The sequence below is a fragment of the Streptomyces sp. NPDC002044 genome (genome assembly GCF_040296725.1).
Lineage (GTDB): Bacteria > Actinomycetota > Actinomycetes > Streptomycetales > Streptomycetaceae > Streptomyces > Streptomyces antarcticus.
On record NZ_JBEOXU010000050.1, the window covers coordinates 34,187 to 40,716 of the forward strand.

Below are 6,530 nucleotides of genomic sequence, written 5' to 3' on the forward strand. Positions count from 1 at the left end.
CAGCCCCGGCAGTCCCGACAGTCCCGACGCGGAGCGAGAGCCCATGAACATCGCGGTGGTCCTGTACACCTCAGACCTGCGCCTGCACGACCATCCGCCGCTGCGCGCGGCCCTCTCCTCCTGCGACCGGATCGTCCCGTTCTTCGTCCGCGACCGTTCCGTCGAGGCCGCCCCCGGCTTCGCCTCGCCGAACCGGCGGGCCTTCCTCGCGGACTGCCTCGCCGACCTCGACTCCGGCCTGCGCGAGCGCGGCGGCCGCCTCGTCGTCCGCTCCGGGGACGTCGTCGCCGAGACCACCGCCCTGGTCCGGGAGGCCGACGCCGACGAGGTCCACATGTCCGCCGGGGTCAGCGCCTACGCCCACGCCCGCGAGGAGCGGCTGCGCGCCGCCCTCGAAGCCGAGGGCCGGCGGCTGTACGTGCACGACATGGTGGTCAACGCCGTCGCTCCCGGAGCCGTCACCCCCGCCGGATCCGACCACTTCGCCGTCTTCACCCCGTACTTCCGCCGCTGGGCCGACCTGCCGCTGCGGCCCGTCGGCAACGCCCCGCGCGGCCTGCACGTCCCCGACGGCATCGGTTCCGAGCCGCTGCTCGGGCGCACCGCTGTCACCGGCACCTCCCCGGGCCTCGCCCGCGGCGGCGAGACCGAGGCCCGCCGGCTGCTGACGAACTGGCTGCGCTCCGGAATCACCCGCTACGAGGACGTCCACGACGACCTGGCCGGCGACGCCACCTCCCGCCTCTCCCCGCACCTCCACTTCGGCACCCTCTCGCCGACCGAGGCGGTCCACCGGGCCCGCGCCGCGGGCGGCCCCGGCGCCGAGGCTTTCGTACGGCAGCTGTGCTGGCGCGACTTCCACCACCAGGTCCTCGCCGCCCGCCCCGCGGCCGCCGCCGAGGACTACCGGACCCGCCAGGACCACTGGCGGACCGGTCCCGCCGCCGAGGAGGAGACCGAGGCGTGGAAGGAAGGCCGCACCGGCTACCCCGTGGTCGACGCGGCGATGCGCCAGCTGCGCCACGAGGGCTGGATGCACAACCGCGGCCGGCTGCTCGCCGCGAGCTTCCTGGCCAAGACGCTGTACGTCGACTGGCGGGTCGGCGCCCGCCACTTCCTGGACCTCCTCGTGGACGGGGACCTCGCCAACAACCAGCTCAACTGGCAGTGGGTGGCCGGGACGGGCACCGACAGCCGGCCCAACCGCGTCCTCAACCCCGTCCGCCAGGGCCTGCGCTACGACCCCGAGGGCCGCTACGTGCACCGCTGGGTCCCGGAACTCGCCGGCCTCCCCGCGCCGCGCGTCCACGAGCCCTGGCGGCTGTCCGGCCCGGACCGCGCCCGCTACGACTACCCGGACCCGGTGGTGGAGCTCGCCGACGGCCTCGACCGCTTCCGGCACGGACGGGGCACCGAGTGAGCGCCGCCGCGCCGTACCCGCCCGGCCCGTGCCCGCCGCACCGGCCCGGCCGCCCCGCCCGCGCCGGGACGGCCCGTGCGCTCCGTACCCGGCCGTCCGGCACCGCGCCGGACGTATCGTGAGCGGGTGCAGCCCGTGCCGCCGACCACACCGCCGCAGGACCTCCCCGCCGCCGCGCTGAGCACCGGAGCCGTCGCCCGGCGGCTGGGGGTGTCGCCCACCACCCTGCGCTCCTGGGAGCGCCGGTACGCGATCGGCCCGGCCCGCCGCGAGGACGGCCGGCACCGCCGCTGGACCGCGCAGGACATCGCCCGGCTGGAGCTGATGTGCCGGCTCACCGCGCAGGGCGTGCCCCCGGCCGAGGCGGCGCGGGCCGCCCAGGACACCGCTCCCGCGGCACCCGCCGTACGGGAGGACGCGGGCCGGGCCCCCGGCGGGCCCAACTCCCTGCCCCTCGGCGAGGTCCGCCCGGAGTGCCGGGGGCTCGCACGGGCCGCCGTGCGCCTGGACGCGCCGGCCGTGGAGGAACTGCTGGACGCCGCCCTCGCGGAGCACGGCCTCGTCACCGCCTGGGAGGAGGTGATCGCGCCGACCCTGCACGCGGTGGGCCGCAAGTGGGCCTCGGCGGGGGAGCGCTACGTGGAGGTCGAGCACCTGCTGTCCTGGTACGTCTCCTCGGCGCTGCGCCGGATCCGGACCGCGCCGGGCCAGCCGCACACCCCGCCGGTGCTCCTCGCGTGCGTGCCGGGCGAACTGCACAGCCTGCCGATGGAGGCGCTGGCCGCGGCGCTGGGCGAGCGGGGCCTGCCGGTGCGGATGTTCGGGCCCGCGCTGCCCGCCGACGCGCTGCACGAGGCCGTACGGCGTACCGGCCCGCGGGCCGTGGTGCTGTGGTCCCAGTCCCGTACGACCGCGGACCGGCCGCTGGTGCGGTCCGTGGCCGGCATCGAGTGGGGCCTGCGCGGCGCCCGAGGGCACTCGGCCGTGCTGCTCGCCGGACCGGGCTGGGCCTCCGGGCCCCAGGACCCGCGCACCGAGCGGCTGTTCGGGCTGCGCTCGGGGGTCGACCTCATCGCGGCACTGGCAGCAGCGGGGACGACGCCTCCAGCGACCGGCGCAGTACGTGCAGCGCCCGCCGCATATGGCTCTTGACGGTGCCGAGCGGGAGCCCGGTGCGGGCGGCGATCTGTGTCTGGGTGAGGTCGCCGTAGAAGGCGAGGCGCAGCACCCGCTGCTGCGCCGACGGCAGCCGGGACAGCTCCCCCAGGACCAGGATCCGGTCGACCACGCGCTCCGGCTCGGGCTCCGGCCAGGCGTGTCCGCCGGGGCGCGGGACGAGGGCGGGGAAGGCGCGGGCGGCGGCCGCGGCCGCGCGGGCGCGCCGGGTCCGCGCCTCCAGGGCGTCGGCGACCTTGTGGCGGGTGATGCCGGTGAGCCAGGCGCCGAGCCCGCCGGGGCCGGGCCGGTAGCCGTGCCGGCCGCGCCAGGCGGCCAGGAACACCTGCTGGGTGACGTCCTCGGCCTCCCGCTCGTCGCCCAGTGAACGGCGTGCCATGGAGTGCACCAGCGGCCGCCAGCGCCGGTAGACCGTCTCCATGCAGCCCTCGTCGCCCGCCGCGAATCCGGCGGTGACGCGTTCCTCGCGTTCCTCGTCGTTCATGGCCCGAGCCTCGCGAGCACGGCCCGCCCGGCAAACTCGCAGCGTTTTCGCATCGATTCCCGGGCGCTCCCGGAACGGCCCGGAAACGCCCCCCACCTGCGCGGGCGGCCCGGTGAGCGACGGGCGTGACGGCGGCGGCACCGGCGTCAGGCCGTTTCGGCGGGCCGGCCCTCGCCCGCCATGAACCGCCACACCAGCCCGTGGCCGAGGACCACCAGCAGGATCAGCAGCAGTGCCTCCGCCTGGATGGGCCGCAGGTTCACCACGCCGGCCACCTCGGGCGCCGCGCCCACCACGGCCACCAGCACGTACAGGACCGCCACTCCCAGCCGGTGCCAGAGCAGTTCGGGGGAGTCCCCGCCGGACCTGCCCCGGGCGAGCAGCCGCAGCGTGGACACACAGCCGACGACGGACACCACGACGAAGCTGGCCCGCCAGATCTGCGGCTGCTCCGTGCCGCCCACCTGGGCGAACAGGCCCATCAGGGCGGGCAGCAGGAACGAGAGGTAGATCCCCCCGACGACCCGGCGCAGCGCGGGCGCGCGCATCCAGTCCGGATGGCCCTGCACCACGTTCCACCACAGGCCGACGAGCGTGAAACAGGTCGCGGAGAAGAGGGCGTAGAACGTGCTCACATCCATGACGCCCGACAGTGACACGCCTCCCGGGATCATCCCGCGCCGACATGCCGGGAGGGCCGCGGGGCATCGCGCGGGCCGCAGGGCGTAGGGTCCGGAGGATGAGCGACCTGCTGCTGGTGAGACACGGCGAGACGGCGTGGAGCGCGAACGGGCGGCACACCGGGCGCACCGACGTGCCGCTGACCGCGCGCGGCGTCGAGGAGGCCATCTCGCTGGCCCCCTACTTCCGCGACCGGCAGCCGGCGCTGGTGCTGACCAGCCCGCTGCGCCGGGCCGTGGCCACCGCGCAGCTCGCGGGCCTCACCGGCGGGGTCACCGACCCCGACCTGTACGAGTGGGACTACGGCGGCTACGAGGGCGTCACCACCGCCGAGATCCGGCGGACCGTCCCCGACTGGTCGCTGTGGACCGACGGGGTGCCGCCCGGTGACGCCGAGCACCCGGGGGAGAGCGCCGCCCAGGTGGGAGCCCGGGCGGACCGCGCCCTGGCCCGGCTGGCCCCGGTACTGCGCGCGGACGGCGGGAACGCCGTCGTGGTGGCCCACGGCCACTTCCTGCGCGTCCTCACCGCCCGCTACCTGGGGCTCGGGCCCGAGGAGGGACGGCTGTTCCTGCTCCGCACCGGCACGGTGAGCGTGCTCTCCACGGAGCACGGCCTCCCGGTGATCGCGGGCTGGAACACCCACCCCTGACCCGGCGCCGGCCCGTCCGGCCCCGTCCCCACCCCGGCCGGCCCCGTTTCCGGCCGCTCGCCTCGCGCGGACGCGGGCCCGGGGCGACGATGCGTACATGGCCCACGACGACGGTGCGGGCGGTGGCGGCGGACCGGAGACCGGAATCCCGGAAGCGGGGCTGAAGGCCAACGCGATCGGGTTCCTCGACGCGCTCGTCATCGGCCTCAACTCCACCTCGCCCGCGTACTCCCTGGCAGCGGTGATCGGCCCGATCGTGGCCCTGGCCGGGATCTACGCCCCCGGCGTGATGCTGGCGTCCTTCGTACCGATGCTCCTGATCGCCGCCGCCTTCTACTACCTCAACAAGGTCGACCAGGACTGCGGGACGACCTTCTCCTGGGTCACCCGGGCCATGGGGCCCTGGGCGGGCTGGCTCGGCGGCTGGGCGATCGCGATGACGGGCGTCCTCGTCATCGGCTCGCTCGCCGACGTGGCCGTCCACTTCGGCCTGCTCGCCGCGGGGCTCGACAGCTGGGCCACCAACGCGCTGATCCGCCAGGGCCTCGCCGTCCTGGTGATCCTGGTGATGACCGCCATCTGCGTCATCGGCACCGAGATGTCCGCCAAGCTGCAGAACGTGCTGATCCTCGCCCAGGTCTTCTTCCTCCTGGTCTTCGCCGTCGTGGCCCTCTACCGCGTCTACGCCGACACCAGCACCCTCGACTCGGTCAAACCGTCCCTGTCCTGGCTGAACCCCTTCGGGGCCGGCGGCGCCGCGCTCACCGGCGGGCTGCTGCTCGGCGTGTTCATCTACTGGGGCTGGGAATCCGCGGTCAACCTCACCGAGGAGGTCGAGAACTCCGCCACCGCCCCCGGCAAGGCCGGGATCTGGTCGACCGTGGTGCTGCTGGTGACCTACCTGTCGGTGGGCTTCGCCGTCGTCGCGTACGCCGGAACCGTCTTCCTCGCCGAGAACGCCTCCGAGGAGGAGGCCGTCTTCGCGGTCCTCGCCCACGAGGTCATGGGCGGCTGGGACTGGGTGGTGCTCCTCGCCGTCTGCACCTCCGCGCTCGCCTCGACCCAGACCACGATCATCCCGGCCTCCCGCACGGCCCTGTCGATGGCCCGCAGGCACGCGCTGCCGCAGGAGCTCGCGCACATCCACCCGCGGTTCCGGACCCCCGACGTGAGCACGTGGTGGGTGGCCGGCATCGCGATCGGCTGGTACCTGGTCGTCAACCAGATCAGCGAGAACGCGCTGCTGGACTCGCTGACCGCGCTCTCCCTGCTCATCGCGTTCTACTACGCGCTCACCGGGCTGGCCTGCGCCATCTACTACCGCCGCCACCTGCTGGAGAACGTGCACAACTTCGTGCTCATCGGGCTCGGTCCGCTGGTCGGGGCCGGACTGCTGACCTGGCTGCTGGTGGAGTCGATCGGCGACATGTCCAACCCGGAGAACTCGGCCGGCGGGGTCTCCTGGTTCGGCCTCGGCCCGCCGCTGGTCATCGGCATCGCCATCGCCGTCGTCGGCGTGCTCGTCATGTGCTTCTGGCGGGTCCGCGACGGCAGGTTCTGGCAGGAGCGGCGCGGCGTGGCCGACCCCGAACTCGTCCACGCGAAGAAGTCCTGAGGAGGCCCGATGTCCGTCGTCCTGGGATACGACGAGTCACCCGGCGCGGAACGTGCCCTGCGGGTGGCGCTGGAGGTCGCGGCCGCCTTCGGCGAGCCCCTCGTCCTCGTCTTCGGCGCCGCCGCCCCCGGCTCCACCGGGGAGGAGTACCGCGCCCACCGCGAGGCCGTCCGGCAGGCGGGCCGCAGCGCCCTGGCGCACGCCGTCGAGGCGGCCGACGAGGCCGGGGTGCCGTCCGCGGTCGAGGTGGTCGACGAGAAGCCGGCCCAGGCGCTGATCGACGCCGCCGCGCGGCACGACGCCCGGGTGATCATCGTCGGCAGCTGGGGCGACAGCCCGATCCGGGGCGCGCTGCTCGGCTCCACCCCGCACAAGCTGCTGCACCTCTCGCCCGTCCCGGTGCTGTGCGTGCCGACCGACGACGGGCCCTGACACCGCAGGGCCGGGCGCCGCACCGCCCGGCGGTGGCGGCCGCCGTCCGCGGTGCGGTCCCGTACGCGGG

At 75.3% G+C, this 6,530-nt stretch carries 7 protein-coding genes; 5 read left to right on the plus strand and 2 right to left on the minus strand.

The window, feature by feature from the left end; all coding sequences use genetic code 11:
• The first annotated feature begins 43 nt into the window (after window positions 1-43).
• Window positions 44-1,420 (plus strand): cryptochrome/photolyase family protein, encoded by a 1,377-nt coding sequence (locus ABT106_RS15325; protein WP_351276882.1) that lies wholly within the window; start codon window positions 44-46, stop codon window positions 1,418-1,420.
• Between the two features lie 126 nt (window positions 1,421-1,546).
• Window positions 1,547-2,572: a MerR family transcriptional regulator gene (locus ABT106_RS15330; RefSeq protein WP_351276886.1), complete on the plus strand. Its 1,026-nt coding sequence runs from the start codon at window positions 1,547-1,549 to the stop codon at window positions 2,570-2,572.
• Here ABT106_RS15330 and ABT106_RS15335 read toward each other — a convergent pair.
• Together ABT106_RS15335 and ABT106_RS15340 are read right to left on the minus strand one after the other, a co-directional pair.
• Complete coding sequence (locus ABT106_RS15335; protein ID WP_351276889.1) at window positions 2,490-3,080, minus strand: RNA polymerase sigma factor; 591 nt, start codon at window positions 3,078-3,080, stop codon at window positions 2,490-2,492. The two genes, ABT106_RS15330 and ABT106_RS15335, sit on opposite strands and share 83 nt — an antisense overlap.
• A 146-nt stretch (window positions 3,081-3,226) precedes the next feature.
• A complete protein-coding gene (locus ABT106_RS15340) occupies window positions 3,227-3,721 on the minus strand; it encodes a hypothetical protein (RefSeq protein ID WP_351276892.1) in 495 nt (164 codons plus the stop codon).
• Between the two features lie 98 nt (window positions 3,722-3,819).
• Between ABT106_RS15340 and ABT106_RS15345 the strand changes: the two genes are divergently transcribed.
• The 3 genes from ABT106_RS15345 to ABT106_RS15355 all read left to right on the plus strand — a co-directional run bounded on the left by ABT106_RS15345 (window position 3,820) and on the right by ABT106_RS15355 (window position 6,460).
• Window positions 3,820-4,413: a histidine phosphatase family protein gene (locus tag ABT106_RS15345; protein ID WP_351276895.1), complete on the plus strand. Its 594-nt coding sequence runs from the start codon at window positions 3,820-3,822 to the stop codon at window positions 4,411-4,413.
• 97 nt (window positions 4,414-4,510) lie between these two features.
• Window positions 4,511-6,028 carry an APC family permease gene (locus tag ABT106_RS15350; RefSeq protein WP_351276897.1) on the plus strand — a complete coding sequence of 506 codons (1,518 nt, stop codon included), beginning with the start codon at window positions 4,511-4,513 and terminating at the stop codon, window positions 6,026-6,028.
• A gap of 9 nt (window positions 6,029-6,037) precedes the next feature.
• Window positions 6,038-6,460 (plus strand): universal stress protein, encoded by a 423-nt coding sequence (locus tag ABT106_RS15355; RefSeq protein ID WP_351276900.1) that lies wholly within the window; start codon window positions 6,038-6,040, stop codon window positions 6,458-6,460.
• Window positions 6,461-6,530 lie beyond the last annotated feature (70 nt).